This window comes from Agreia sp. Leaf244, assembly GCF_001422695.1.
Taxonomy (GTDB): Bacteria; Actinomycetota; Actinomycetes; order Actinomycetales; family Microbacteriaceae; genus Agreia.
The window spans coordinates 143,346-169,216 of sequence record NZ_LMLX01000001.1 but is presented as its reverse complement, the minus strand read 5'-3'; the positions used below and the strand labels follow the sequence as shown (position 1 = coordinate 169,216).

19 protein-coding genes are annotated in these 25,871 nt (G+C 68.2%); 11 read left to right on the top strand and 8 right to left on the bottom strand.

Annotated elements, in window-relative coordinates:
• Positions 1 to 8: 8 nt before the first annotated feature.
• From ASF06_RS00745 to ASF06_RS00715, 7 genes are all read right to left on the bottom strand, one after another.
• A complete protein-coding gene (locus ASF06_RS00745) occupies positions 9 to 1,373 on the bottom strand; it encodes a hypothetical protein (protein WP_055923838.1) in 1,365 nt (454 codons plus the stop codon).
• A gap of 58 nt (positions 1,374 to 1,431) precedes the next feature.
• Positions 1,432 to 2,487, bottom strand: a complete 1,056-nt coding sequence (locus ASF06_RS00740) for a substrate-binding domain-containing protein (RefSeq protein WP_055942111.1) — start codon at positions 2,485 to 2,487, stop codon at positions 1,432 to 1,434.
• 105 nt (positions 2,488 to 2,592) lie between these two features.
• The gene (locus tag ASF06_RS00735) at positions 2,593 to 5,310 is read right to left on the bottom strand and encodes a hypothetical protein (protein ID WP_055942106.1); all 2,718 of its coding nucleotides are present in this window, start codon (positions 5,308 to 5,310) and stop codon (positions 2,593 to 2,595) included.
• Positions 5,311 to 5,391: 81 nt separating this feature from the next.
• A complete protein-coding gene (gene pstS / locus ASF06_RS00730; protein WP_055942103.1) occupies positions 5,392 to 7,056 on the bottom strand; it encodes a phosphate ABC transporter substrate-binding protein PstS in 1,665 nt (554 codons plus the stop codon).
• Complete coding sequence (gene pstA / locus ASF06_RS00725) at positions 7,053 to 8,456, bottom strand: phosphate ABC transporter permease PstA (RefSeq protein WP_082500596.1); 1,404 nt, start codon at positions 8,454 to 8,456, stop codon at positions 7,053 to 7,055. The genes pstS and pstA overlap by 4 nt, the downstream gene beginning before the upstream one ends.
• 6 nt (positions 8,457 to 8,462) lie before the next feature.
• Complete coding sequence (pstC, locus tag ASF06_RS00720) at positions 8,463 to 9,521, bottom strand: phosphate ABC transporter permease subunit PstC (protein WP_235500852.1); 1,059 nt, start codon at positions 9,519 to 9,521, stop codon at positions 8,463 to 8,465.
• Positions 9,515 to 10,060, bottom strand: coding sequence for a hypothetical protein (locus tag ASF06_RS00715; RefSeq protein WP_055942100.1), 546 nt, complete (start codon positions 10,058 to 10,060; stop codon positions 9,515 to 9,517). Before ASF06_RS00715 ends, pstC begins: the two co-directional genes overlap by 7 nt.
• Positions 10,061 to 10,299: 239 nt before the next feature.
• Between ASF06_RS00715 and ASF06_RS00710 the strand changes: the two genes are divergently transcribed.
• From ASF06_RS00710 to ASF06_RS19760, 7 genes are all read left to right on the top strand, one after another.
• The gene (locus ASF06_RS00710; protein ID WP_055942097.1) at positions 10,300 to 12,501 is read left to right on the top strand and encodes a DNA polymerase III subunit gamma and tau; all 2,202 of its coding nucleotides are present in this window, start codon (positions 10,300 to 10,302) and stop codon (positions 12,499 to 12,501) included.
• On the top strand, positions 12,502 to 13,101 hold the full coding sequence (gene recR / locus ASF06_RS00705) for a recombination mediator RecR (protein ID WP_044441714.1): 600 nt from the start codon (positions 12,502 to 12,504) through the stop codon (positions 13,099 to 13,101).
• A gap of 2 nt (positions 13,102 to 13,103) precedes the next feature.
• On the top strand, positions 13,104 to 14,816 hold the full coding sequence (locus tag ASF06_RS00700) for a bifunctional 3'-5' exonuclease/DNA polymerase (RefSeq protein ID WP_235500851.1): 1,713 nt from the start codon (positions 13,104 to 13,106) through the stop codon (positions 14,814 to 14,816).
• Between the two features lie 60 nt (positions 14,817 to 14,876).
• A complete protein-coding gene (locus ASF06_RS00695; RefSeq protein WP_055942096.1) occupies positions 14,877 to 16,172 on the top strand; it encodes an aspartate kinase in 1,296 nt (431 codons plus the stop codon).
• A gap of 201 nt (positions 16,173 to 16,373) precedes the next feature.
• A complete protein-coding gene (locus ASF06_RS00690) occupies positions 16,374 to 17,330 on the top strand; it encodes a hypothetical protein (RefSeq protein ID WP_157439026.1) in 957 nt (318 codons plus the stop codon).
• Positions 17,331 to 17,468: 138 nt separating this feature from the next.
• Positions 17,469 to 18,536, top strand: a complete 1,068-nt coding sequence (locus ASF06_RS00685; protein WP_055942090.1) for an aspartate-semialdehyde dehydrogenase — start codon at positions 17,469 to 17,471, stop codon at positions 18,534 to 18,536.
• 77 nt (positions 18,537 to 18,613) lie between these two features.
• Positions 18,614 to 19,204: a DUF1707 SHOCT-like domain-containing protein gene (locus ASF06_RS19760; RefSeq protein WP_055942088.1), complete on the top strand. Its 591-nt coding sequence runs from the start codon at positions 18,614 to 18,616 to the stop codon at positions 19,202 to 19,204.
• Here the strand turns inward: ASF06_RS19760 and ASF06_RS00675 are convergent.
• Positions 19,201 to 20,736: a chitinase gene (locus tag ASF06_RS00675; RefSeq protein WP_200920281.1), complete on the bottom strand. Its 1,536-nt coding sequence runs from the start codon at positions 20,734 to 20,736 to the stop codon at positions 19,201 to 19,203. The two genes, ASF06_RS19760 and ASF06_RS00675, sit on opposite strands and share 4 nt — an antisense overlap.
• Before the next feature lie 157 nt (positions 20,737 to 20,893).
• Here ASF06_RS00675 and ASF06_RS00670 point away from each other — a divergent pair, with 157 nt between their 5' ends.
• The 4 genes from ASF06_RS00670 to ASF06_RS00655 all read left to right on the top strand — a co-directional run bounded on the left by ASF06_RS00670 (position 20,894) and on the right by ASF06_RS00655 (position 25,867).
• Positions 20,894 to 23,236, top strand: coding sequence for a glycosyltransferase family 2 protein (locus ASF06_RS00670; RefSeq protein WP_082500595.1), 2,343 nt, complete (start codon positions 20,894 to 20,896; stop codon positions 23,234 to 23,236).
• A gap of 6 nt (positions 23,237 to 23,242) precedes the next feature.
• Positions 23,243 to 23,941, top strand: coding sequence for an SGNH/GDSL hydrolase family protein (locus tag ASF06_RS00665; RefSeq protein WP_055942082.1), 699 nt, complete (start codon positions 23,243 to 23,245; stop codon positions 23,939 to 23,941).
• A gap of 106 nt (positions 23,942 to 24,047) precedes the next feature.
• Positions 24,048 to 24,653 carry a response regulator transcription factor gene (locus ASF06_RS00660; RefSeq protein WP_157439025.1) on the top strand — a complete coding sequence of 202 codons (606 nt, stop codon included), beginning with the start codon at positions 24,048 to 24,050 and terminating at the stop codon, positions 24,651 to 24,653.
• A gap of 65 nt (positions 24,654 to 24,718) precedes the next feature.
• The gene (locus ASF06_RS00655) at positions 24,719 to 25,867 is read left to right on the top strand and encodes a sensor histidine kinase (protein WP_055942075.1); all 1,149 of its coding nucleotides are present in this window, start codon (positions 24,719 to 24,721) and stop codon (positions 25,865 to 25,867) included.
• Positions 25,868 to 25,871: the final 4 nt, after the last annotated feature.

Sequence of the window (25,871 nt, the reverse complement as noted above, 5' to 3'; positions counted from 1 at the left end):
GACTCGACCTAGATGAGGGTCAGGGTCAGCGTCGCGCCGTAGGTACCGGGCGCGACCGATCCCGTTGCGGGCACTGAGAAGTTCAGTGTCGCGTCGGTGACCGTGGTGAGCGTGCCCGGCTTGGTGCTGGCCGCAGCCTGGGCGAGGATGCTCGGCGTGCCGAGGCCGGCCGCACCGGGTGCGACGGTGGCACCGGCGACAGCAGCGCTGTCGCTGCTGACGACCGACGGCGCCCAGCCGAGGGCGCCTGCGGGGATCGTCTTGCTGGTGTCGGTCGTGTTGGTGAAGACCGTGACCTTGCCGTTGAGGTTCCAGGCGGACTTGGTCTGGCGCGCGTCGGCGACGGTGGCCTGGCCGAGTGCTCCGGTGGCGACGAAGTTGCCCGCGGTCTGCGTGGCGGTGAGGGCGACGGCCGCGTTGGCGACCGTGAGCTTCAGACCGTTGTTGCTGACCGAGGCGGGGATGGCGACCGTGATGTTGACGTCGCTCGGGGTTCCCTCGTAGACACCCGAGAACGTGTGCACGACGTCCTGCGACGCCGTCATCTCGCTCGAGAGGTACTTCGACGGGTCGCTCGAGATGAAGCGCGCCGTGTAGGAGTACGTGCCCGAGGCGAGCTGGGCCGAGGTCCAGGTCGCGACACCGGCGGTGACGTTGCCCTCGCCGACCTTCGCTCCACCAGTCGTGTTGTAGAACTCGACCTTGCCCGCGGCATCCGTGGCGACCGTTGTGTCGGTCGCCGACTTCTGCACCGTGGCGCTCAGGGTGATCTGGCCGGTCTCGGAGTTCGAGGTGGCCGAGAAGGGAACCGCGACGCCGGCGGCGCCGGCCGTCTTGACCGCCCAGTTTCCTGCCGCGTCGAGCGTCAGGACCGGCGAGACGAAGTACTTGTCGGTCGCGTAGGCCGAGTTGAACTCGTCGGACCAGCAGTAGCGGCGCATCTCGAAGTCACCGGGAACGAGCGTCGTCGTCACGTTGGGGATCGAGTTGATCGCACGGTTGCTGTTGAGGCCCACGCTGTCGACCTGGTTGAGGTTCACCGGACCGGTGAGGCCGCCGTTGCCGAACGTGTTCGGGATCGAGGCGTCCCAGGTCTGGCTGAAGCCTCCGAGAACCACGTCGTTCTGCGCGATGACGGTGTTCGCCTTCATGCGGTAGCCGACGGGGCAGGACACGGTGGTGGTCTGCGAGTCGATGACGGGCTGCTTGGTGCGCGTGCCGTTCGGGCTCGCGCTTCCCGTCGTCGTGATGGTGAGGTCGCCGATGATCTGATCCGGCGTCGCCTGGGCCGCGGACGCGACCGAGACGAATCCACCGGTCAGCAGGGCGCCGGCCAGTGCGAGGGAGACGAGTCTCCGCTTGGTTGTGATCATTGTCTTGTGCTCTTTCTCTGGTCTGAAGTCGTTCAAGGAATCGGTGCGGGCGTGCCGGTTACTGGAATCCACCGGTGAGGGTGGTGGCGCCGCAGCCGGAGCTCAGAGGAGCGAAGCCGTAGGTGCGGATGATCGACGGGTTGGCGCAGAACGAGGAGGAGGTGCCGACGAACGCTGCAGCGATCGCGGGCTCGCCCAGACGCGAGGTCTGAACGACGTTGTAGACGGTGCGGACTAGCGGGAAGGATCCGTTGAGCGCGACGCCGTCGGTCGAGAGCACGGTGGGCTTGACGTTGTCGATCTTGCCGAGCTCGGCGAATCCGCGACGATCCTGCGAACCCGTGAGGGGCGAGTTGGACTGCGCGATGAACTGGCCGATCGAGAAGGGCACGATGTCGCCGGGGCCGGTCAGCACCGTTCCGTCGTGCTCGATGATGGTGTTGCTGCGCGTGTTGCCGCAGGTCGTGGCATCCGTGAGGCCGAGCTTGCCGAGGAAGAAGCTGCGCGTTCCCGATCCGGTCTGCGGAAGCAGGGGCGTGATCGCAACGGCGTCGCCGTCGGCGTTGTTGTAGCTCGTGACCGTGCAGCGGTAGATATTGCGCAGCGTGAACTTCGTGTCGGAGTCCGCGGCCGTGCCCAGCTTGATGTTGCGCGGGAAGTCGCTGGCCGAGTTGACCGCGTAGCTGACGGCATCCGTTGCGAAAGGCACGTACGTGAGAACGGAACCGGTGACGGGGCCGCTCGAGGAGCGGGCGAAGTCGACCTGGCCGGTGATGGGGGCGGCCGATCCGCCGTAGTTCAGGCCCTGGGCGGATGCCGACAGTGCCTTGACGCCTGCCCCGGAGCCGATAGGGCGGTTGAACGTGGGGCCGCTGGCCGTGGTCTTGATCGTGGGGGAGAGGTTCGCCCCGGCCGCGTCGTAGGAGCCGAGCGTCGTGGTGGTCGCGGCGATGGCGCGAACGACATCCTGCGTGGTGTCGGAGCCGACGCCGTTGAGCTGCTTGAAGCTCGTCGGGTCGGCGGCGTTGGCGACGGTGGCGCCGCTGACGACCGTCAGGCCGACGGCCAGGATCGCGCCGAGTGCGCTGAGGCGCAGCTTGGTCTTCGTGTTCATGGAATCCCCTTCTAGGATTGCAGTGCTTGCTTTGGGTGCGTATCTGAGGTGGGCCCGCCCTGGGTCTCTTTGCGGTTTTCCAGGGCGGTTTTTTCGTCGGGGGCGTTAGCCGTTCTGCCTCCTTGGTCTCATGAGAACGGGGGCGAAGGCGGCGCCCGCCAGTCCGACGATGAGGGATACCCCGAGTGCGCCCTGATAAGCCCACGGAGTATCAACCGAAGCGGTCGCCGTAGCGGTCGCTGTGGGAATGCTGGTCACGGATGCCTGCGACGCACCCACGGCAGCCGCGGCCGCGGCGGCCTGGAGCGGGGCTGCCGTGAGAGCGGCCGGGGCGGCTGCGCTCGCCGGCGGAACACCGACCGAGGGCGAATCGGCAACCGACGGCGCATAGCCGAGCATGGTCTGCACCGATACCAGCGCCTGCTGCACGAGCGCTTTCGTCAGGGGAACGTAGCCGAGAGGGAGGCTGCCGGCCGTGATGCCCGGGGTCTGTCCGTCGGTCACGGCGTACGACACGAGCGCCGCGTACGCGGCCCGGGCGGGTTCGTCGCTCTTCGTGAGGTTGACGGCGGCATAGGTGACGGTGGTCAGCGGATAGCTGCCTCGCGATACGGCTCCCGGGTCGACCTGATTCACCTCGGGGTTCTTCGTCACGGCGAGTTCTGCGACGGCGGCCGACATCGTGTCGGTCGAGGGCGTCACGAACGTGCTCGCGGTTTCGGCGGTCGCAGCGGTGCACGTGGCGTTCGAATTGCACAGCGAGGCCTCGCTGAGCCCGTACTTCTCCGCCGACGCCGTGTCGGTGACGGCGATGACGAACTTCTGGCCGGGCAGCTGGGCTCCCGAACTCACCCAGTCGCCCATCTCGCCCGCGGCGTTGATCCTGTTCGGATCCCAGACCGTGCGGCTGGCGGGGTCGGCCCGGAATGCGGCGCGGGCTGTACTGAGCAGGGTGTCGGCGTACGGGGCCGACTGGAGTGCACCGAACCGGGTCTTCTGCCCGGCCGAGAGCTGGGCGGGAGCCAGGGTCTGATCCGCTTTCGAGAAGATGTCCCGAACGGTCTGGCTGAGCTTCAGGGGCGACCCGTCGACGTTCGAGAGCCCGACGGCGCGATAGGTGAGGTCGCCGTTCTCATCGAGCACGGGCTTGCCCGTCTCCTCGTCGACCACCGGAACCCGTGCGTCCGGGTCTCCGAGCGGAAGGTAGTACGGGTTGATCCGCATGCCGTTCTCGTCGGGAACGCCGGTGAGCCAGGCCGCGGCCGCCTTGTCGGCGAGGATCCACTTCCAGATCTGCGTGATCGCATCCGCCCCGGCAGGGCCGGGAAGCACGAGCGCGGGATTCACCAGCTTGGGAACGACCGCTCCGGAGTCGTCGACGGTGGTGAAGTCGGGGTTGATGCTCCAGAACTCCGGGTCCTGGCTGAAGAAGCGATAGCGCGTGCCCGTGTCTCCGAGGTAGGGAAGGCTGTACACCTCGTCTTGCACGGCGGTCAGGGGGTTCTGGAACAGATACGAATCGGTGAGCAGCTTCGCCATCAGTCGCGGGGTGAGATTGAGCGTGCTGCGCCGCCCCGTGGTGTCCTCCACGTAGAACGCCATGGTGACGCCCGAGATCGCGACGGGGGCGTAGGTGATGTCGGTCTTGGCGAGCGAGGCGGTGTCGATCGCGGACAGCGTGTCGTCTTCAGGAGCGTAGGAGGTGAAGGCCAGGCCCGCGCGACCCGAGATGAGCTGGCCGCGCGCGATGCTGTCGGGGTTCGTGCTGAAGTTGTACACGCTTTTCGCCGTCTGGCAGGCAGCGGGCTGCCACGAGCTCATCGCCCCGACCACGAGCTGCGAGCCGATCGTGCGCCGCTCGGCGGACCCGGTGGGGCAGTTGTTGCCCAGAAGGGTGAAGTCGAGAGGGATGACGATGCGGTTGTCCCAGTAGTCGCAGGCGGGGTTGAGCGGAGATCCCTCCTGCACGGAGTCGGGTCGCCCCTTCGTGTAGGGGCCGTTCGCGTCTGCCGCGGTCTGCGAGCACGCGCCGACTCCCACGTCTCCGCCGAAGTGCGATCCGCGGGGCACGGCCACGAGGTAGCAGCGCAGTCGCTCCGCGCTCGATCCGCAGCCCAGCTGGGGCGCGCGGTTGGCGCTCTGCGTCTCGAAGTTCACGGTGCCCACCCCTGAGCTCCCGACGCGTGCGGCCACGATCTCGTTGCTCGACGACCCGTCGAACATCTCGCCGAGGGGCCAGTACGGCTGGCCCTTGTCGTTCAACGCCTGGTCGCCCGAGTAAGTATTGCCCTGCGCCGAGAGGAACGTGACGTCGGCCGTGCCCGGGGTCTTCGCCCCGCGCAGGTTGCTCTCGGCGGGAACCGAGCGCTCGAGGCCTGCCGGCGGGGTGACCGCATACCCGCCCCACTCGCAGGTGTTCCGGAAGTTCGCGGATGAGGGGTCGCCCCAGCACTGCATGAACTGCACGAAGTTCTGCGCGTTCTGAACGTCGTTGCCCGAGCTGGTCCCCGTCTTGGTGCCGGCCAGGCCTGTGAAGTCCACTCTGATGGCCTGGTCCGTCAGCGACTGGGTCTGAGAGACGGTGATCGAGAGGTTCTTGAAGTCGTCGAAGTGAGGGCTCGTCGCGACGCGTTCCGGCTGGCTCTTCTCGAGGTCGCTGGTGCCGCCCTGCCAGGCCACGGTGACCGCCGAGTCGCTCGCCACGATGTCGGCGCTCGCGGTCGACGCACCGAGCGGGGCGGCGATGAACAGCCCTGCGGTCGAGGCCGCCGCGACGCCGAGTGAGAGCACTCGGAGCAGGGCGACGGATGAGACACGCGACATCGGGTGGAGCCTTTCGGAAGGTGACGCTTGAAATGTAGGAGCGGTGCGTGTTGAGTCGACCCGCTGTGGCTTCTGGCCCGGTTAACGGGAGGAGAATGTTGAGCTTTGCTTCAGCTCTGTGGCCCGACGTCGTCTCTTCGAGATGACGGGAGGCAGCAGCAGGCCCAGGAGCGCCACGAGGCCCGCGGCGAAAGCGATGGCATTGGCGGGAGTCCTCTTGACCAGCGAGTCGATGCTCACCGGTGTCCCCGCCACTGTCACGGGCCCCGCCTTTCCGGCGATGGCGGAGGCTCCGGCGCCCGCCGTTCCCGCGGCGCCCGCCGCTGCGGCTGCTGCTGCCGCGGCGGCCGCGGATGCGGCATCCGTGCCCCCGGCGGCGCTACCGCCCGCGCCACCCGGGCCACCCGGGCCACCCGAGCCGCCGGGGCCGCCAGCGCCACCCGTGCCGATGGCGCACTGCGCATCCGCCCCGCGCTTGTCGCACGCGGGTGGTTGCGGGGCCTCGTTGGCCAGCTTGTTGCTGCCGTCGGGCGAGAAGGTGGGGTTGTTGCAGGTCGAGATGTCCTTGCCGGCGGGGTCGGCGCCGGGGATGCGTTTGATCTGGTCGAGACCCGCCGTGGCGAGGTTGATGGGAAGCGGCGAGTACCCCAGCACCTCTGCCTGCTGCTGTCCCTCGCAGAGGAAGTAGTTCGCGAAGTCGCTGAGGGTGAGGCCCTTGTCCTCGCTGAACTGGTTCTCGATCCTCGTCGGCACGATCATGTACGAGTACGAGCTCAGCGGGTAGCTGCGCGCATCGGCGTTGTTGTAGACGCCGGTCAGGTCCTGGGTGAGGTAGTCGGGAGACGACGTGTCCTGGTTGATCGTGGCGCCGAGCAGCGAGACGGCCACGTTCGACGCGGTCGGCTCGGTGTAGTAGTCGGCGTTATTCAGCACCTTCGCCACCGGAAAGCCCGAGTTCAGGGCGTACGAGTACTCCACGTATCCGATCGCGCCGACGGCCTGGCCCTGCGCGATGTAGCCCGCCACGTTGTTCGACCCGGACTGCGCCACGAACGACGAGCCGGCCACGAACGGGTAGTTCGACGTGATTCCGCAGGTCGCTCCGCGGCCGACCTTGGCGCAGAACGCGTTCCAGAGGTCGGGGTACTGCTGGCGCATCCAGGCCGTGAACTGGGCAGAGGTTCCGGAGCCGTCGGAGCGCACCACGGGAACGATGGGGGTGGCCGGCAGCGCGAGCGAGGGGTTGTCGGCGGCGACCTCGGGGTCGTTCCACACGGTGATCACGCCGGTGAAGATCTTGGTGAGCGTGGGGCCGCTGAGCCTCAGGTTCGTCACCTGGTTGCCGCCGATCACGAGGTTGTACATCAGCGCCGTTCCGCCGGCCACGATCGGCACGTAGGCGAAGCCTCGAGCCGGGCGGGGATCGACGCCGTCGCTGCCCTTCAGCTCGTAGGGGATCTCCGAGACGCCGAAGTCGACGGTGCCGGCCGCGAACAGCTGGCGACCTGCAGAGGAGCCGCTGTCGTTGTAGGTGATCTGCCACTTGTAGTTGTCGTACACGTTGCGTATCCACTGCTGCAGGGCGTTGGCCGACCAGGTCGAGCCGGCCCCCGAGATGGGCTGGTGGATGGCGCCGACCGCGACGGCCGCGGGCTGCGGCGCGAACGAGAACAGGCCCGTCACGATCATGAGCACGGCGAACGCGCCGACGGAAGTGCGAACGAGACGTGAGAGTCGGCGGGTCATTCGGAGTCGTCCTTGCGTCGGCGGCCGCGCCGCGAGCGCGCCACGAGTCTCTCTGCGGCGGCGACGGCGGCCGCCTGGGCGACCGCGTCGACGGATGCCTGTTCCACGGTCGGTCGGTGGGCCTCGGCCCGCTCGCCCCGGGTGATGCGCTCGAGGTCGTGCACGGACTCGAGCCGACGCTTGCGCAGCTGGCGGGGCGAGAGCACGCCCGCACCGCGGCCGCCGATCACGCGAGCCAGGGCGAAGAGCACGATCACGAGCAGCATGAGCACGACGGCCGTTCCGAACCCTCGGGCGATCATCGTGGGCTCGGGCGACTTCACGAAGTTGAAGGTGGCCAGCGGCAGCGAGACCATCGGGCCGGAGAACGGATTGACGTTGAAGAATGTGGTCGTTCCCGCGGTCAGCAGCACGGGACTCGTCTCGCCGATGCCGCGCGCGGTGCCGAGGATGACCGCCGTCGTGAGTCCGGAGCGCGCCGTGGGCAGCGTCACGTTCCACACGGTGCGCCACTGGCTGGCGCCCAACGCGAGCGACGCCTCCTTGAGGTTTCCGGGCACGAGCCGCAGCACGACATCCGCCGACCGGATGATGATCGGAAGCATCATCACGGTCATGGCGAGCGACGCCGCGAAGCCCGAGCGCTCGAAACCGAGGATCAGCACGACGGACGCGTAGATGAACAGGCCGGCGACGATCGAGGGCAGGGCGGTCATGGCCTCGACCACGGTGCGCACGAACTTCGCGTAGCGGCCGGGAACCTCGCTGAGGAACACGGCGGTGAGGATTCCGAGGGGAACGCTGATCGCCAGCGCGATAGCGATCATGATCAGCGTGCCGATGATGGCGTACAGGATGCCGCCCGAATCGAGGCCGTCGAGAGGCCCGGTCGCCGACATGTCCATGATCCAGAAATTGCCGTGGAAGAGGGAGTCCCAGCCGCGCACGATCGTGAACACGACGACCGACGACAGGGCCAGCAGCATGAGCACGCCGATGCCGTGGACGAACACGCTGATGACGCGGTCCTTCACCGTGGGGCCCGACTCGTCGAGGCTCACGAGCACGCCGAAGATGATCACGAAGAGGGCGAAGCAGGTCACGATGAAGCCGAGCACGCCCTGCAGTGGCAGCAGCTGGCTGAAGGCCCACCAGGTCAGGGCGAACGACGCGGCGGCTGCGCCGACCAGGCGCATGAGATCCGAGAATCGCACGCCGGTGAGCGCGCGCCGCGTCTCGGGCGCATCGGATGCGGGGGCCCGCGCAGGCAGTTCGGTGCGCCGGCCGGCCTGCGTGGCCGGCGGCGTGACGGGCGCCGCCGCATCCGGCAGCCGTTCGAGCTCGCCGTCGGAGACGGGAGCGATGACCTCGGTGGGGGCGTCGGGGAGCACGGTGGTCATGGCGGTCTATCCCTCGCTCGATGCGCCGGAGCGGCTGCGGGCGATGATCGTGGAGGCGCCGAAGTTCACGGCGAGTGTCACCAGGAAGAGGGCGAGACCGGCGGCCATGAGGGCAGAGATCTCGAGGGCCGACGCCTCGTTGTAGCGCAGCGCGATGAGGGCCGAGATGGAGTTGGCGCCCTTCTCGAGGATGTGCGGCTGGATGATGAACACGGGCGAGATGATCAGGTAGACGGCGATGGTCTCGCCGAGGGCCCGACCGAGGCCGAGCATCGTGCCGCCGATGATGCCGCCCTGCGAGAAAGGCAGAACGACACTGCGGATCACGCCCCAGCGGGTCGCGCCGAGGGCGAGAGCCCCCTCCCGCTCGCCCAGCGGTGTCTGGCTGAATACCTCGCGCATGATCGAACTCGCGATCGGTGCCACCATCAGGGCCACGACGATCCCCGCGATGAACGTCGACGAGGTGAACAGCGTGGGGCTCGCGAGCGGGTCGGACGGATCGAAGTTGGGCGCCGACAGGATCGGGATCCAGCCGAGATAGGTGGCGAGCCATTGCGAGAACGGGAGGATGAGCGGCTGCAGAAAGAACAGTCCCCACAGCCCGTAGACGACGCTGGGGATGGCGGCCATGAGGTCGACCACGCTGATGAGAGCGCGCTTGATTCCGCGCGGCGCGTACTCGTTGATATAGAGCGCGGTGCCGAGCGCGAGCGGAACGGCGATGGCGATAGCGGTGAGGGCGATGAAGAACGTTCCCGAGAGCACGGCGGCGATGCCGAAGTCGCCGTTGTTGGGCTCCCACGCCTGCGTGGTGAGAAAGCCGAATCCGGCGACGCTGATGGCCTTGTAGCCGTTGTAGAGCAGGAAGACGCCGACGAGCAGCATAACGAGCAGCACGATCGTGCCGCCGGTACGTGCGACCCCGCGGAAGATCCTGTCGGAGAGGCCGGTGTTGGCGGCCAGGACGCGGGGAACGTCGGGCGTCTGCGTCTCTCGCTGCGGCTCGGTCTGCGTATCTGGCTCGGGCTGCGGCTCGGCCTGCACCGGGTCGATCATCACCATGGCGCCACCGCGGTTCGGTCGATCCGGCGTCCGGCGCTGCGTCGCATCGGGTCGAGCAGCGCGCGCGGGGCCTCCATGACCACGGCGATCCTCAGCGCGGCGACCGTCGAGATCACCGTCTCGCGGCTCGACGACGCTGCATACCAGCGTCCGCATGTGACCACGGGAGTCCCCTCGTGTTCCAGGAGCCATCCGTAGAGGCCGGGCTGGGGACCGACGACGGGGGTCACCACGAGCTCGTCGACGCTCGCCTGCAGCGTCGCGACGTGGGCCCGGGCGACATCGAACGATGCGTAGGTGCGCGCGCTGCGGCCTAGTTCGCGGTTGTTCGAGGCGAGCACACGCCAGACTCCCGTGCTGTGCGGGGTCTTCGTGCTCGCGACCTCGGGCGTGCGGGCGGTTTCGCGGGGCACGGGTCGCCTCCGCGGGCCGAGGGCATCGGCGGACTCCACGAGGTCGCGAAAACGGATCCACGAATGAAGCATCGGTTCGTCGTTCGAGCTGAATGCGGCGAAGACGACGCGCGGGCTCGGGGGCATGCTTCCTCATCGATCGGGTGGTGCGGGCGGGTGCCGACTCAATATCGAGGCGGTCGGTTGCGTCGAGAGGTGTCGGGAATGAACGACGGGTGGCTCACGGATGAGCAACAGATCTGCACCTGCCCCCAGTTATGGGGGAATGTGAGGAAAAATCGGTTGGGCGATTCGCCGTTCGCGTTCCGCTCACAGGCTCCGGATGCGGCGGGCAGGGTGTCGGTGGCGACCGTTACGATTGCTGCATGGTCACCGCCCTCTATCGCCGCTATCGACCTGAGGCGTTCGCCGAGATGATCGGCCAGTCGCAGGTGACCGATCCGCTGATGACAGCGCTCCGCACGAACCGGGTCAACCACGCCTATCTCTTCTCCGGTCCCCGCGGCTGCGGCAAGACCACCTCGGCGCGCATCCTCGCCCGCTGCCTCAACTGTGCAGAGGGTCCCACCGACACCCCGTGCGGCGTGTGCCCCAGCTGCGTCGAGCTGGGTCGCGACGGCGGCGGCTCGCTCGACGTCGTCGAGATCGACGCCGCGAGCCACAACGGTGTCGACGACGCGCGCGACATCCGCGAACGGGCCGTCTTCGCCCCCGCGCGCGACCGCTTCAAGATCTTCATCCTCGACGAGGCGCACATGGTCACCCCGCAGGGCTTCAACGCCCTGCTCAAGATCGTCGAAGAACCACCGGAGCACGTGAAGTTCATCTTCGCCACGACCGAGCCCGACAAGGTCATCGGCACCATCCGCTCGCGAACGCATCACTACCCCTTCCGGCTCGTTCCGCCGGCGCAGCTGCTCGAATACGTACAGCAGCTGTGCGACAGCGAGGGCATGAAGGTGGCCCCCGGCGTGCTGCCGCTCGTGGTGCGCGCCGGCGGGGGGTCTCCCCGCGACACCCTCTCGCTCCTCGACCAGCTCATGGCCGGCTCCGAGAGCAGCACGATCGAATACGAGCGGGCCGTCGCTCTGCTCGGCTACACCCACTCTGCCCTCCTGGGCGAGGTCATCGACGCCATCGGGGTGCGCGACGCGGCAGCCGCATTCGGCGCGGTCGACCGGGTCATCCAGACCGGCCAAGACCCGCGGCGCTTCGTCGAAGATCTGCTCGAGCGCCTCCGCGACATCATCATCGTCAGCGCCACCACCAGCATCGAGGCGGCCGGCGCCGTTCTGCGCGGGGTGCCCACCGACGAGCTGCAGGCCATGCACCACCAGGCGCAGCAGTTCGGCCACGCCGAGCTCTCGCGCACGGCCGACATCGTCAACGCGGCGCTCACCGAGATGACGGGCGCCACGAGCCCCCGCCTGCACCTCGAGCTCATGGTCGCCCGAGTGCTCGTGCCCGCCAGCGACGACACCGAGCGCGGCTCGCTCGCCCGCATCGAACGCCTCGAGCGTCGTGTCGGAGTCGAGACGACAGACGCGCCACGGGCCGCGGCGCCGGTTCAGCGTGCCGTACCTTCCGCGGTCGCTGCCCCAGCACCGGCGGCTGCACCCGCACCTGCACCTGCACCCGCCGTCGAGCCGGAGGCCGCGGCGCCGTCCGTTCCCGATGCTGCGCCCGCTCGGGCGGCTGAGGCTGCCGTCGCCACCCCGCAGAAGACAGAACCGCAGCAGGCCGAACCGCAGCAGCAGCAGCAGGCCGAGCCCGCCGCTCCGGTGCAGCCCGCCGCCCCGGTGCAGGCCGCCCCCGCGGGGCCGGTCACGCTGCAGCAGGTGAGAGACACCTGGCCCGAGATTCTCGAGGCCGTGCAGAAGGCCAAGCGCAGCGCCTGGCTCGTCGTCTACACGGCGACTGTTCGCGCCTTCGAGAACGACGTTCTCACGCTGGCGTTCCCCAGCGAGAACGACGTCAACCAGTTCAAGCAGCAGCAGGCTCCAGGGCAGGGCGTCAGCGAGATCCTCCGGCAGGCGATCCTCGACCTGCTCGGCGTGCGCGTCAAGTACATCGCCCGCGTCGAGCACCCGGGCTCTGCGGCGGCACCCGCGGCCACCACCGCCCGGGCGCCCGAGCCGACACCGGCACCCGCGCCCGCATCCACGCCCTCGGCGGCAGCGCCGGCCCCCGGTCGGCCCGAAGCCGGCCGAGAGCAGAAGCCGGCTGCGGTCACCAGCTCCTGGGCCGTCGTCGCCATTCCGCAGTCCGATCCCACGCCCGATGCAACGGTCGAGCCGGTGCCCGAAGAAGATCGTGAGCCCGAGCCCGACTTCCGTGCGCCGGAGTCGGCATCCGCGCCCGTCTCGCCGTCTGCACCCGCTCAGGCCCCCATGCCCACATTCGCCAAGGCTCGCCCCGAGACCCCGGCCCCGCGAGCCACCCCTGTCGCCACCACCGATTCCGGCCGTCAGCGCTACGGCGAGGCCGTCGTCCGCGAGATCCTCGGCGCCAATTTCATCGAGGAGCAGCCCGTGGCTCCCCGCAACACGCAGAGAAGCGACGGCTAAGTGTACGAAGGCATCGTCCAGGAGCTCATCGACGAACTGGGACGACTCCCGGGCATCGGCCCGAAGTCGGCACAGCGCATCGCGTTCCACATCCTCCAGACAGAATCGTTCGACGTCACCCGGCTCGCCGAGGTGCTCATCGAGGTGCGCGACAAGGTGCACTTCTGCTCCATCTGCGGCAACGTGTCCGAACAAGAGACGTGTTCCATCTGCCGCGACCCGCGCCGGCAGCAGACGGTCATCTGCGTCGTCGAAGAGGCCAAAGACGTGGTCGCCATCGAACGCACTCGCGAGTTCCGCGGCCTGTACCACGTGCTCGGCGGTGCGATCAGTCCGATCGACGGCATCGGCCCCGACAACCTGCGCATCCGCGAACTCATGCAGAGACTGGCCGACGTGAACATCACCGAGGTGATCATCGCCACCGACCCCAACCTTGAGGGCGAGGCCACGGCCACCTACCTGTCCCGCCTGCTCAACACCCTGCAGATCCGGGTCACCCGCCTCGCCTCCGGTCTCCCTGTCGGAGGCGACCTCGAGTACGCCGACGAGGTCACCCTCGGTCGTGCCTTCGAGGGGCGTCGGCTCGTCGAGAGCTGATCGTGCACATCGCGGTCAGTGCTGGTTCGGCCGGTGCTGGCGCTGGCGCCGGCGACACCGTGACCCTGACCGAGCTCGACGACACGGGCAGGCTGCTCGGCCAGCCCGAGACGGTCTCGAGCGATCAGTTCCCGCACGAGGTCGCACGTCGGGAGCGGCTGTCACCGCGCTGGGTCTGGGACGACACCCGACGCTGGTACCCGGCTCTGCTGACGCACGACGTGGTGGTCGAACGCTGCGTCGACCTGCGTCTGTGCCACACGATTCTGCGCACCGCGTCGGCGACGGCCTCGTCGCAGCTGGCGCTCGCTCCCGCGTCCCCGTGGGACGCCCCCGCCATGTGGACCGCGCAGGGCGAGTCCCAGTCCGACACGCTCTTCGAACTCGGGGTGCAGCGCGGTCGCGACGACGAGGAGGGCCTCGACCCTGTCGAGGAGTTCCGGCTGCAGCGGGCGGCCGTCGCCGGAGCGCCCGATCCGAACCGCCTGTCGCTCCTCCTCGCGGCCGAGTCGGCCGGAAGCCTCATCGCGATCGAGATGCAGCACGCGGGTCTGCCGTGGAACGCGGCCCGTCACAATGAGCTCCTCGTCGAGCTGCTCGGAGAACGGCCCCAGCCCGGCCAGCGGCCGGCGCGCATGCACGAACTGCTCCTCCAGATCCGTGCCGCGATCGACGATCCGACGGCGAATCCCGACTCGCCCGTCGAACTGGTCAAGTCGCTGCGCCGCGCAGGCATCGATGTCTCGAGTACGAACCGTTGGGAGCTGGCGCGCCACGAGCATCCGGTCATCGAGCCGCTGCTCGCCTACAAGAAGCTGTCGAGGTTGCTCACCGCCAACGGCTGGAACTGGATCGACAGCTGGGTCGAGGGCGGTCGGTTCCGCCCCGTCTACGTGCCCGGGGGAGTCGTCACCGGCCGGTGGGCCGCCGACGGCGGGGGAGCGCTGCAGCTGCCTCACCAGGTGCGCGGCGCCGTCATCGCCGATCCGGGCTGGATGTTCGTGGTCGCCGATGCCGCGCAACTCGAGCCGCGCATTCTCACGGCCATGTCGGGCGACCGGGCGATGGCCGCAGCCGGGCGCGACCGCGATCTCTACGACGGCATCGTTGCATCCGGTGCCGTCGACACGCGCGCGCACGCCAAGGTCGGAATGCTCGGCGCGATGTACGGCGGAACCACGGGCGAGAGCGGTCGCATGCTTCCACGGCTGGCGCGGGCCTACCCCGATGCCATCCGCTTCGTCGAAGAGGCGGCGCGGCTCGGCGAGAGCGGCGCCGTCGTGTCGACCCATCTGGGCCGCAGCTCGCCCCGCCCGTCGGCCGAGTGGCGCGAGGCTCAAGACGACGCGCAGCAGGAGGGTGCGAGCGAGGCGGTGCAGACCCGGGCCAAGACGGCGCGCCGCAGCTGGGGGCGGTTCACGCGCAACTTCGTGGTGCAGGGAACGGCGGCCGAATGGGCCCTGTCGTGGATGGCGGGGCTCCGGCGGCGGCTCGTTCTGCTCGGCCCGGGCCTTCCGCTGCGTGACAGGCCCCACCTCGTCTTCTTCCTGCACGACGAGATCGTGGTGCACACCCCCGCCGCGCTCGCCGACACCGTCGCCGCAGAGGTCCGCGCCGCCGCCGAAGACGCGGGCAGGCTGCTGTTCGGCCCCGTGCCCGTGCAGTTCCCGGTGACGGTCGCCGTGGTCGACAGCTACGACAAGGCCAAAGGGTGACCGCGCGCGCCCGCTAAGATTGCACGCTGGGCCCATCCTCGTCATATCAGGAGTGTTTACGTGAGCTTGATCGTGCAGAAGTACGGCGGATCATCGGTTTCCGACGCCGAGAGCATCAAGCGTGTCGCCAAGCGCATCGTCGAGACGCGCAAGGCGGGCAACGACGTCGTCGTCGCGGTCTCCGCCATGGGCGACACCACCGACGAACTGCTCGACCTGGCACACGCGGTCACGCCGATGCCGGCGCCGCGCGAGCTCGACATGCTGCTGAGCGCAGGGGAGCGCATCTCCATGGCGCTGCTGGCCATGGCCATCAAGAGCCTTGGCCACGAGGCACGCTCGTTCACCGGCAGCCAGGCCGGCATGATCACGGATGCCCGGCACGGCTCCGCCCGCATCGTCGACGTCACGCCGGTTCGGCTGCGCGAGGCGCTCGACGAGGGCGCGATCGCGATCGTCGCAGGCTTCCAGGGCTTCAACCGCGACACCAAAGACATCACGACCCTCGGCCGTGGCGGCTCCGACACGACGGCCGTGGCGCTCGCCGCAGCGCTCGACGCCGACGTCTGCGAGATCTACACCGACGTCGACGGCATCTTCACCGCCGACCCCCGCGTGGTTCCCAAAGCGAAGAAGATCGACCGCATCACGAGTGAAGAGATGCTCGAGCTGGCGGCGAACGGCGCGAAGGTGCTCTACATCCGCGCCGTCGAGTACGCCCGCCGCCACGGAGTCACCCTGCACGTGCGCTCCTCGTTCAACAACAACGAGGGCACCATCGTCTACAACCCATCGGAGAACCCCGCGGAGGGTCTCCCCACAGAGAGCGAGAACGCCGTGGAAGAGCCACTCATCGCCGGAGTCGCGACAGACCTGGGCGAAGCGAAGATCACCGTCGTCGGAGTCCCCGACATCCCGGGCAAGGCGGCGCAGATCTTCAACCTCGTCGCCAAGACCGGCGCCAACATCGACATGATCGTGCAGAACGTGTCGGCGGCATCCACCGGGCTCACGGACATCTCGTTCACGCTGCCGAAGACCGAGGGCCAGACCGTGCTCACCGCCCTGCGAGCCGACCAGTCCGACGTGGGCTTCGCTTCGCTGCAGTACGACGACCAGATCGGCAAGCTCGCCCTCGTCGGCGCCGGCATGCGCACGAACGCGGGCGTCTCGGCCCGACTCTTCACCGCCCTCTACGAGGCCGGCATCAACATCGAGATGATCTCCACGAGCGAGATCCGCATCTCGGTCGTGACCCGGGCCGACACCATCAACGACGCGCTCCGCGTGGTGCACACCGCCTTCGGCCTCGACGCCGACACAGAGGCAGTAGTCCACGGAGGAACGGGCCGCTAGGCCGCCCCGCCCCTTCGCGAATGTTGCCCGGGGCGACGGATGTTGCTGGTCGCCCAGCAACATCCGTCGCGTTCGGCAACACCCGCCTCCAGTCGGGCTGGCGCATCGGGTACTCCTCACCGTGTCGGGACTGCTGCGAGTTGTGCACCGTCTGATCTGATCGCAGGTCCGGCTGCCGCTGCTCCCGCCACTCTGGAGCGCATGACAGCCCCGACTTTGCGACGGCCCCGATCGAGCGATCTCCTCCTCGCGCGCGATCTCGATCCCGACACTCTTCGGCAGCTTCAGCGCTCCTCGGGCACCGATACGCGCCGTCTCCGTCGAGGGGTCTACGTGGCCTCGGAATCCTGGGCTGGCTTCGACACGTACGCCCGCCATCTCACGAACGTCCTGGCCGTCGAGTCGACCCACCGGCATCCGGTTTTTGGTCATGCCTCGGCCGCCGCCATCTGGGGCCTTCCGCTGGCCGACCGTCCGTGGCCCGCAGAGGTGCACGTGGTCGCAGACGCGAACTCGTATTCGCGCAGCAAGAACGGCGTGGTGGTTCATCGTCAGGTGCTGCACGACGGTGATGTGACCGAGCGCAACGGGCTACTGGTCACGAGCCTCGAGCGCACGGCGATCGATCTGGCTCGAACCATGCCCTTTCCCATCGCCGTCGCGGCGATCGACTTCACGGTGCACGAGAAGCGCGCCGGCCGTCAGGTTCTGACCCGAGAGAAGCTCGTCGAAGGCCTCCTTCGCTCCCCGCGCACGAACGGCCGTGCGCGCGCCAGGCGCGCCATCGATGCGGCGCGGGTCGGCGCCGATAACGCGGGAGAAACGCTGAGTCGTCTTGCGATCATCGAGCTCGGTTTTCCTGAGCCACTGCTTCAGGTGCAGCACGTCAATCCGAGGGGAGGCTTCTATTACACCGATCACGAGTGGCCGCAGCACAACGCCATCGCGGAGTTCGACGGATTCGGCAAGTACCTGAAGCAGGCCCTGAAGCTCGGCGAGAACGCCGGCAACGTCATCTACGAGGAGAAGATCCGGGAGGACCACCTTCGAGACGAGGACAACGGAGTGGCCCGCTGGGGTCCACCCGAGCTTCGCAACCCGCCAGAGATCGCCCGGCGCCTCCTGCGAATCGGGGTGCCCAGAATCGCAGGGCGGTGACTGTTGCCCGGGGCGACGGATGTTGCCGGTCGCCCGGCAACATCCGTCGCGTTCGGCAACACCCCCGGCGAGCGCAGGCGGCTTGGTAAAGTAGGAGTTTGCGGCAGATGGCCGCGCCCATCACCTGAGGAACATACCGTGGCTGCACAGGCATTGAACGTTGGCGTTGTCGGAGCGACCGGACAGGTCGGCACAGTCATGCGCCGCCTGCTCGAGGAACGCGACTTTCCGATTTCGAGCATCCGATTCTTCGCCACCGCCCGTTCCGCCGGAACGACTCTCGAGTTCCGGGGCGAGCAGGTCGTGGTCGAAGACATCGAAACCGCCGACCCGTCGGGCCTCGACATCGCACTCTTCTCGGCGGGGGCCACAGGCTCACGCGCCCAGGCTCCGCGCTTCGCGGCCGCCGGAGTGCTCGTCATCGACAACTCGAGCGCCTGGCGTATGGACCCCGATGTTCCCCTCGTGGTGAGCGAGGTGAACCCCCACGCGATCGCCGACGCGCGCAAGGGCATCATCGCCAACCCCAACTGCACCACGATGGCCGCCATGCCCGTGCTGAAGGTGCTGCACGAGGAGGCCGGCCTCACCAGGCTCATCGTCTCGACCTACCAGGCGGTGTCGGGCAGCGGCCTCAAGGGTGCCGAAGAGCTCGCCGGGCAGGCGCGGGCCGCCGTCGCCGACCCCGACCTGCTGCAGCTCGTGCACCGCGGAGACGCGGTCTCGATGCCCGAGCCCCAGACCTACGTGCGACCCATCGCCTTCGACGTGATCCCGCTCGCCGGTTCGATCGTCGACGACGGCTCGAACGAGACCGACGAAGAGAAGAAGCTGCGCAACGAGAGCCGCAAGATCCTCGAACTGCCCGAGCTCCTCGTCAGCGGAACCTGCGTGCGGGTTCCGGTCTTCACGGGGCACTCTCTGTCGATCAACGCCGAATTCGCCGAGCCGCTGAGCCCCGAGCGCGCCACCGAGCTGCTGTCGAGCGCGCCGGGCGTCGAGCTGTCGGAGGTGCCCACGCCCCTTCAGGCCGCGGGCAACGACCCGAGCTACGTCGGCCGCATCCGCGCAGACGAAGGAGCGCCTGCCGGTCGCGGCCTCGCACTGTTCATCAGCAACGACAACCTGCGCAAGGGTGCCGCTCTGAACGCCGTGCAGATCGCCGAGTACATCGCGGCCCAGCGGTCGGTCTCCGTCGCCGTCTAGGCCGTCGCCGTTGCCGTCTCGCGCGCATCCGTCGTCTGGTGGATGCGCGCGGAGACACGCCTTGACACAATGGCCTCATGAGCATTCCGGACTACTCGGGCAATCCCAGCTACCGCCTCAGCACCGCCGAACGTGATCGCGCGGTCACCGAGCTCCGCCAGCACGTGGCGGAGGGTCGCCTCTCGGAGGCCGAGTTCGCCGAGCGCAGCAAGGCAGCGCGCAACGCGGTCACGAGAGGCGATCTCGCCCCCCTGTTCGACGACCTGCCGGCGACCACCTTTCCCGCGTCGGTGAGCGACGCCCTGCGGCCCGCGCCGACCACGTTCGCGGAGCCGACCCCGACCCCGGCCGACCCCGCGCCCAGCGATGCCATTCCCGCCTACGGAGTCCCGGACATCCAGAGCGTGGCCCGGCCAGCCGCCTCGCCCGTGGTTCAGCCCACGACCCCGAGCGCGACCGAGGGGTGGAAGGACCCGCAGCCGGCCGAGGTCAGCCGGGTCGGAGCGACCGTCATGGCCATCGTGCCGTTCGTGTCGCTCGCCCTGTTCTTCGTCACGGGCAGCGCCCTCAGCTGGAGCTACAGCTGGCTCTGGTTCGCTCTCATTCCTGTCGCCGGCATCATCATCTACGGGCCGAACGGCAAGCCCGACCGCAAGCGCAGGCGCTAGCCGACGTTTCCGGTGCCCACGGTGGGGATGCCGAGGATCGTGCGCACCTCGTTGTCGGTGAGGGGCCGCCACGGCGACGCGTCCTGGTCGCTGCCGGAGGCCTGCGGGCTGTCGCCCTGGGTCCACCACTTGGCCTCGTAGGCCGCATCGTCGAACATGACGAAGTCGCCCTTGGTGTAGATGCTCGTTCCCTGCCATTCCGGGTACGTTCCCGCGGGGAGAACGGGCACCGGCACCGGCGTCTCACCCGGCAGCACCGGGCCCACGAGCTCCCACGGCGTCTCCGATGCCTGCAGCACGGGGTTGTCGGGAATGTCGCCCTGCGTCCAGTACTTGGCGATGTACACCTGGCGGTGCCAGACCACTTTCGTGTCCTTCTGGTACGCGGAGTCCGCATCCCAGATCTGGTACGGGCTCGTGGTGGGATCGTCGGTGAGGTCTTCTGTCGACGTGGGCACCGACGTCGTCACGGCGCCGGCCGCCGACTCCGGCGAGCCGGTCAACGTGTCACCGAGGAGAGCGGCGAACGACGCATCGCCCTGGTCGACGCCGCTGCACGAATCGCTGACGCGCGTGACATCCGGGTAGTTCGATCCGCAGGTCGTGTCGCGGTTGAGTGACCACATCGACATGCGGCCGACCCCGTTCTTCACGGCGAAGGCATTGAGCGCCTTGGCGTCGTCGAGGGTGAAGATCTCGCCGGCCACGTCGTTCTGGCCGATCATCGGCGTGAGGCCGACCTTGTTCCACAGCTCGACCGGGCCGAGCGAGATGTTCTGTCGGTCGTATAGGGTGCGCAGCTGGCCGTGCACCGAGTTCGCGGCCTCGATCGAGGCGTCGAGCATCGACTGCCCCGCCTCGCGGCTGTCGCCGTAGTCCATGGTCATCACGTTGACGCCCGCGAGATCGACGCCGGCAGACAGCATCCGGGTGACCTCGTCGGTGCCGTCGGTGGTGAGTCCCGATGGAGCGACCGGGAGCGTGAGCCAGACCGCCAAGGGCGAGTCGGTACCGGCGCGCTCCTTCTGGATGCTCGCGATCGCCGCCGCGCGTCGGTCGCCCGAGGCGGTGTCGGTGAGGTTCGCGCCCTCGATGTCGAGGTCGATGGTGCTGAGCGAGTAGCGGTCGATGACCGACTCGTAGGCCTTCTTCAGCTGATCCGGGTCGGTGCAGCCCGTCGACAGCTCGTCGTTGAGAAGCCCTCCGAACGACACGATGACGTCGCCGCCCTGCTGGTCGCGTCGGGCGATGCGCCGATCGAGGTCGAGGGCCTGGTCGGCCTCGTCCATCGAGTAGTACGTGCCCCACGAGGGGCTGCACGGGTCGGTCTTGGATGCGACGACGAACGACAGCACGACATTGTCGCCGGCCGAGTCGGTCGGGTTCTCGAAGGCGAAGCTCGGGGTGGCCGTGACGTCGACGTAGCCGGCCATCCAGGCCTTGGCAGTCACCGAGTTCGCGTCCTGGAACCACTTCCACCCCTGGAAGCCGGAGAAGACGAGACCTGCGATGAGGATGAGGACACCGGACAACCGCAGTATGGACAGGCGGCGGCCTGGAAAGCGTGTGGACAAGGGTTCCCCTAGGTTCGATCAGCACTCAGTGTATTGATCAACACTCACTTAAGCACAAATACGTGAGACACTGTCGACTTTGAAGGATGTTCAGAACTTCTCGGGGAGATGGGTCATGACGGACGGAACAAAGGGCCGGCGACGGCAATGGGGGTCGGAGAGGCGCAGCGAGCCGCTGTCGATCGTCCACCCCAAGCCGAGCGGTCGCACGATCACCCTCGGGCGCCTCTCGATCGTCGCCACGATCGGGTTCTGGCTGATCTACGTGATCACCACGGTTCTTCGTGAGCTCGTCAACAACCCGGGTGCAGGTTTCCGTTTCACGGTCGAGGCGGTGAGCTACCTGATCGTGGTCACGATCCTCACGTTCTCCGCTCTGATGTACTTGCTCGCACGGCAGGGAGCCCTCTACCGGTTCCGCAGCCACGTGCGGGTTCCGCGCGGAGAACTCGACCGTCACTTCGCCGACTACTCCGACGGCATCACGGTTCTCGTTCCGAGTTACGCGGAGGAGACGCTCGTGGTGCGGGCCACCCTGTGGTCGGCCGCGCTGCAGGAGTTCCCCGACCTGCGCGTCGTGCTCCTCCTCGACGACCCGCCCTTCCCGAGCGATCCTGAGAAGGCCGAGACGCTCGAGGCGACCCGCGCGCTCGCCGCCCAGATCGAGGGCGCTCTGAGAGTCCCGGGCGAGCGATTCCGCCGCTCGGTCGAGTCGATGACGGCGCGTTTCGCCACCGACGACACGGTGCTTCGAGACGACGTCGAGGCGCTGGTCGACGACTACACGGCGGCGGCGGAATGGCTCGAGGCCATGGCAGACACCGAACAGGTCGGCGATCACGTCGACGAGTTCTTCGTCGACCAGGTCGTCATGGGACTGGCTCGCGAGCTCCGGCTCACCATCGTGGCCCTGGGGGGCGCGCTAGACCAGCACTCGTACCCGGATGCGGACCGCCTCATCACCCTTGCACTGCGGCTCTCCCGCATCTTCACCGCGAAGCTCGACTACTTCGAGCGCAAGAAGTTCGCGTCGCTCTCGCACGAGGCCAACAAGGCGATGAACCTCAACTCCTACATCGGCCTCATGGGCGGCGCGTGGGCGACGGAGGAGACCGCCGACGGCGTCGTTCTCCGGCCGGCCGGCGACGAGGCCTCGGCCGACCTGGTCATCCCCGAGACGACCTATCTACTGACCCTCGACGCCGACTCGCTGCTGCTTCGCGACTACTGCGTTCGACTCGTCTATCTGCTCGAGCAGCCCGAGAACGCGCGCGTGGCCGTGACCCAGACGCCCTACTCCGCGTTCCGCGGCGCCCCGACGCGCATCGAGCGCGTCGCCGGCGCGACCACAGACCTGCAGCATGTCCTGCATCAGGGCATGACCTACTACAACGCCACGTTCTGGGTGGGCGCGAACGCGGTCATCCGCAAGCGCGCCCTCGAGGACATCGTCGAGGTCGAGGTCGTCGCCGGCTTCGAGGTCAAGACGTACATCCAGGACCGCACGGTCATCGAGGACACCGAGTCGAGCATCGACCTCGGCACGCACGGGTGGACCCTGGTGAACTACCCCGAGCGTCTCAGCTACAGCGCCACCCCGCCCGACTTCGGCTCGCTGATCGTGCAGCGACGTCGCTGGGCGAACGGCGGACTGCTCATCCTCCCGAAGTTCTGGGATCAGCTCCGGGAGCGTCGGTTCAACCGCGACCGGGTGCTGCTGAGCGAGGTCCTGTTGAGAACCAACTACATGGCCTCGATCGCCTGGGCGAGCTTCGGACTGCTGTTCCTGCTGGCCTACCCCTACGACAGCCGGCTCCTCAGCCCCTTCGTCTTTCTCGCCGCCCTGCCGTACTTCATCGCCATGGGAAGCGACCTGCGCACCGCAGGGCACCGCTTCAGCGACATCTTCCGCATCTACGGGTTCAACCTCGTGCTGCTGCCGGTCAACCTCGCGGGCGTCTTCAAGTCGTTCCAGCAGATGATCACGGGTGAGAAGATCCCGTTCGTGCGCACGCCGAAGGTGAAGAACCGCACAGCCGCACCGGCGCTCTACGTGCTCACTCCCTACATCATCGTGCTGTTCTCGCTTTTCACGCTGTACCGTGACATCGTTCTCCAGAACTGGGGCAACGCCCTGTTCGCCGCCTTCAACGCCGTGATGGCCGCCGGCGCGATCCGCGCCTACATCGGCATCCGCAACTCCATGGTCGATGTGTGGCTCGGGTTCCTGAACTTCCTCTACGTCGAGCGCCGAGTGAAGGAACTGCCCGAGCATTCGCCCGTCGACCCGGATGCTCCGGTCGACTGGCGCACGATCCTCTACCACGGCGACCGGCGGCTGGGCCGCGACCTGCGGCAGTCGAAGGACCGTCGTCGCCGCATCGGAATCCGCAGCACCTCGTCGCGTAGCCGGGTGAATGCTGGCGGGGCAATCTCCGGCGGCGACCGCTCCGAATAGACGCACATGACATCACGACGACCGGCGATCCTGCTCGGTGTACTCGCCGTGCTCGCGGTCGTGGTCGGAGGAGTAATCGTGTTCGCACCTCGTGGCTCGGATTCGCCTGCGGAACCCGGCACCGGCAATGTCGCGCCGGGCGGACCGGTGGTCGCCTTCTACGGCGACTCCTACACGCTGGGCACCGGTGCGAGCGATCCGAGCAAGCGGTGGTCGACGATCATCTCCGCGGACCGCGGCTGGAACGAGGTCAATCCCAGTGTCAACGGCCTGGGGTTCGTCAACAATCGTGACCTCCTGCCGCCAAACGGCGATCTCGTCGACCTCGTCATCGCATCCGACCCCGACATCGTCTTCGTGACCATGGGGCTCAACGACAATTTCTCGATGCCCGCCCGATCCGACGAGGTGCACGCGGCCATCGTCGCCGACTTCACCGCCCTGCGCGCGGCGCTGCCGGATGCGCGCATCATCGTGGTCGAGCCCTTCTGGTACACCGACGAACGGCCGCAGAGCCTCGAGACCATCAGCTCGTGGGTCGCAGACGAGGCGCGCGCCATCGGAGCCGATCGAATCGACGGGGCATCGCACTGGATCGAAGGGCATCCCGAATGGATGGCCGCCGACGGGCTGCACCCGAATGACGAGGGATACGCCGAGATGGCGCGGCGGATGTCGGACGAGCTCGATCAGCTGGGCCTCTAGAGGCCGGTTCGCTCCAGCGGATCCACTCCAGAGCGAGTAGTGTGAAGGCATCGCGCGCCTCTGGGGGGAGTCGTCCCGCGCGAGTGCGTCAACTCAGGGGGAGAACGTGAAAACGCAATCGGCCGTGCGATCGTGTCGCGTCGGTATCGTCGACGACCACGAGCTTCTGCTCGACGGACTGACCATGTACATGCGCAGCAACGCCCCCGACCTCGACATCGTCATCAGCGCCACCGGGTGGTTCGAGCTCATCCGGCATCCTGCCTTCGCCCCCGACGTCGTCGTGATGGACCTGCAGCTGCAGGAGCCGATCCCGATCGAGACGCGGGTGAGAACGTGTCTGGCCGCCGGTGCGCTGGTGGTCGTCGTCAGCGCCCTCGAGACCGACGAGATCCGCGAGCGGTCCCTTGCCGCCGGGGCCTCCGCCTTCGTTCCCAAGTCCTCTCCCGCCGACGCCGTACTCGATGCCGTTCGGTCGACCTGGGCCGGCGCCCAGGAGAGGGGCGCGTTCGTCGATGCCGAGCTCGAGACCCTGCGGTTGTACGCCGACGGGCTGAGCCCGGTCGACATCGGACTGCAGCTCGGCCTGTCGTTCGAGGTCGTCAAGGGCCATCTGTCGCGCATCCGCGACCACTACGCGGCTTCGGGCCGACCGACCCACTCGAAGCAGGACCTGATCCGCAGAGCAGCCGAAGACGGGTTCGTGTCCTGACCGGCCTCACGCTCGGCACCGACGCCGAAGGGGTCTTCACCTCTCGGGCCCTCGCGCGCTCGGCCGTGTGGCTGTCGTCGACCCTTCTCGCCGCCGTCGCGATCATCGTCGGCGTGCTCGCCACCTTCCATCCGCAGACGGACGGCGAAGCCGACCTGTGGCGCGCGGCCGTTCCCATCGCCTCCCTCGCAGTGATGGGCGGCGGTGCCTACGCGCTCCAGCGCCTGCACGGGCCGGTCGACACGATCATCGGTCTTCTGGTCGTGTGCGCATCGGCGTTCGCCTATGCGCTGAGCGTCGAGCCCCTGCTCACCCCGGGGCAGAAGTCCGACAGCATCGTGCTCAGCCTGCCCATCGTCGCGGCCACGGTCTCAGGGGTCGGTCGTCGCTCGCTGACCTCGTGCCTGGTCGTCTGCGGCCTCGCGTATGCGGCCGCCTCCAGCGCCGCGCTTCTCGGAGCCGACCTCGGTGGACGCGTGGTCGTGCTGGACTTCACGGCCTTCGGCTCGTTCGTCGCGGTCGCGCTGCTGCTCGTCGTGCTCTGGGTCGCACGCCGAGGAGCCGTGCAGCAGGCGCCCGCCCTCGACCGGGCGGCGAAGATGCAGCAGAGCGTCGTCGAGGAGGCGCGCCTCCTCGGCCACGCCTCGAGCCTGCTGCACGACACGGTGCTCGGCGACCTGCACGCCCTCGCCATGCTGGCTCCGGGCACCATCCCCGACAGCCATCTCGCCGTGATCCGCCGCGACCTCGAACTGCTCGAACGCAGCGACGACCTCATGCGCACGACGGGCGCGGGCGCCATCCCGGGATTGATCGAAGCGACGAGCGAGAGCAGGTTGGCGCACGCACTCGACCGCGTGGGCGCGCGGGGCCTCAGGGTGATCGTGTCCGGCGACGCCGCCGAGCTGACGAGGCTCGACCCCGTCGCGGAGGAGGCGCTCGTCGGGGCCGTCGAGCAGTGCCTCGTCAATGTGATCCTGCACGCGGGAGTGTCGATCGCCGAGCTCGCCATCGCGGTCTCGGGCGAGGAGGTCACCGCGATGGTCGTGGACGCGGGGAGCGGATTCGTCCCGTCCTCGGCACCGGCCGACCGCCTCGGCCTGCGGATCTCGGTATACGACCGGATGCTCGGGGTCGGGGGAACGGCAACGGTCTGGTCGCGCCCCGGCGCGGGCACGTCGGTGCTCCTCACCGTGCCGAGATCCACAGCATGACAGG

What these genes read in the sequence shown, in the direction of transcription:
- ASF06_RS19760 (WP_055942088.1), top strand. Translation starts at nt 18,614, where the DNA reads ATGAGCATTCCGGACTACTCGGGCAATCCCAGCTACCGCCTCAGCACC.
- ASF06_RS00745 (WP_055923838.1), bottom strand. Translation starts at nt 1,373, where the DNA reads ATGATCACAACCAAGCGGAGACTCGTCTCCCTCGCACTGGCCGGCGCC.
- ASF06_RS00735 (WP_055942106.1), bottom strand. Translation starts at nt 5,310, where the DNA reads ATGTCGCGTGTCTCATCCGTCGCCCTGCTCCGAGTGCTCTCACTCGGC.
- pstC (WP_235500852.1), bottom strand. Translation starts at nt 9,521, where the DNA reads ATGGTGATGATCGACCCGGTGCAGGCCGAGCCGCAGCCCGAGCCAGAT.
- ASF06_RS00715 (WP_055942100.1), bottom strand. Translation starts at nt 10,060, where the DNA reads ATGCCCCCGAGCCCGCGCGTCGTCTTCGCCGCATTCAGCTCGAACGAC.
- pstA (WP_082500596.1), bottom strand. Translation starts at nt 8,456, where the DNA reads ATGACCACCGTGCTCCCCGACGCCCCCACCGAGGTCATCGCTCCCGTC.
- ASF06_RS00665 (WP_055942082.1), top strand. Translation starts at nt 23,243, where the DNA reads ATGACATCACGACGACCGGCGATCCTGCTCGGTGTACTCGCCGTGCTC.
- ASF06_RS00690 (WP_157439026.1), top strand. Translation starts at nt 16,374, where the DNA reads ATGACAGCCCCGACTTTGCGACGGCCCCGATCGAGCGATCTCCTCCTC.
- pstS (WP_055942103.1), bottom strand. Translation starts at nt 7,056, where the DNA reads ATGACCCGCCGACTCTCACGTCTCGTTCGCACTTCCGTCGGCGCGTTC.
- ASF06_RS00740 (WP_055942111.1), bottom strand. Translation starts at nt 2,487, where the DNA reads ATGAACACGAAGACCAAGCTGCGCCTCAGCGCACTCGGCGCGATCCTG.
- ASF06_RS00710 (WP_055942097.1), top strand. Translation starts at nt 10,300, where the DNA reads ATGGTCACCGCCCTCTATCGCCGCTATCGACCTGAGGCGTTCGCCGAG.
- ASF06_RS00670 (WP_082500595.1), top strand. Translation starts at nt 20,894, where the DNA reads ATGACGGACGGAACAAAGGGCCGGCGACGGCAATGGGGGTCGGAGAGG.